The organism is Empedobacter sp. GD03861 (assembly GCF_029840885.1).
Taxonomy (GTDB): Bacteria; Bacteroidota; Bacteroidia; order Flavobacteriales; family Weeksellaceae; genus Empedobacter; species Empedobacter falsenii_B.
Map to the genome: position 1 here is coordinate 1 of NZ_JAOCDJ010000101.1, position 705 is coordinate 705.

2 pseudogenes are annotated in these 705 nt (G+C 28.5%); both read right to left on the reverse strand.

Annotated features, from left to right (window positions below):
* Nucleotides 1-383 (reverse strand): annotated as a pseudogene (locus tag N5D03_RS14915) (IS481 family transposase); the annotation flags it as partial.
* Nucleotides 375-665: pseudogene (locus tag N5D03_RS14920) on the reverse strand (helix-turn-helix domain-containing protein); the annotation flags it as partial. The pseudogenes N5D03_RS14920 and N5D03_RS14915, both read right to left, overlap by 9 nt.
* Nucleotides 666-705 lie beyond the last annotated feature (40 nt).

The window sequence follows — 705 nt, forward strand, 5'->3', positions numbered from 1 at the left end:
TTTGATTGAAATTCATGTCCGTTATCTGTTTGAATTGTATTAATTCTGAAAGGAAATTTATCTACAACATAATTTATGAAATCAATTGAACTTAATTGATTGTGCTTTTCATAGATTTTAAGCGCTCTAATTCGTGTAGCATCATCAATTGCTGTATATTGAAATCTCTTGATTTTATGGCCATTTGCATCTTGAAAAATTAGAAATTTAACATCAACCTGTACATGATGACCTGGTGTTTCTTTTTCATATCGAATACTATGCATAGCTCTTCTAGTTGCCTTTCTGTCTAATCGACCTACATTATTGCGTTTTAGAATACGATAAACACTTGATTCTGATATTAAAATATCATGATAACGTTCTAAATACCATTTAATTCGCCAAGTCCCTAATTTATGTTCTTTTCGAAGTTCTAATACTTTATTTACAATTTCTTGCTTGATTTGATTGGGAAATGTACGAGGAGTTGGTTTTTTTCTAAGTAAACCTTCTTCTCCATGTTCATCATATGCCTTTTTCCATTTATAAAATGTACTCTTTTTCACGCCAAAAAATTTATATGCTATAGAGTTATTTCCATATTCTTTGGCATATTTTAGAACTTGTAGTTTTTTACTATAAGTTAAATAAGCTGCTATTTCTTTTGTCTTTTTAATCATCATAAAGCTATATTAGTTTTTTACTAATTTAGTCTACGAGGAT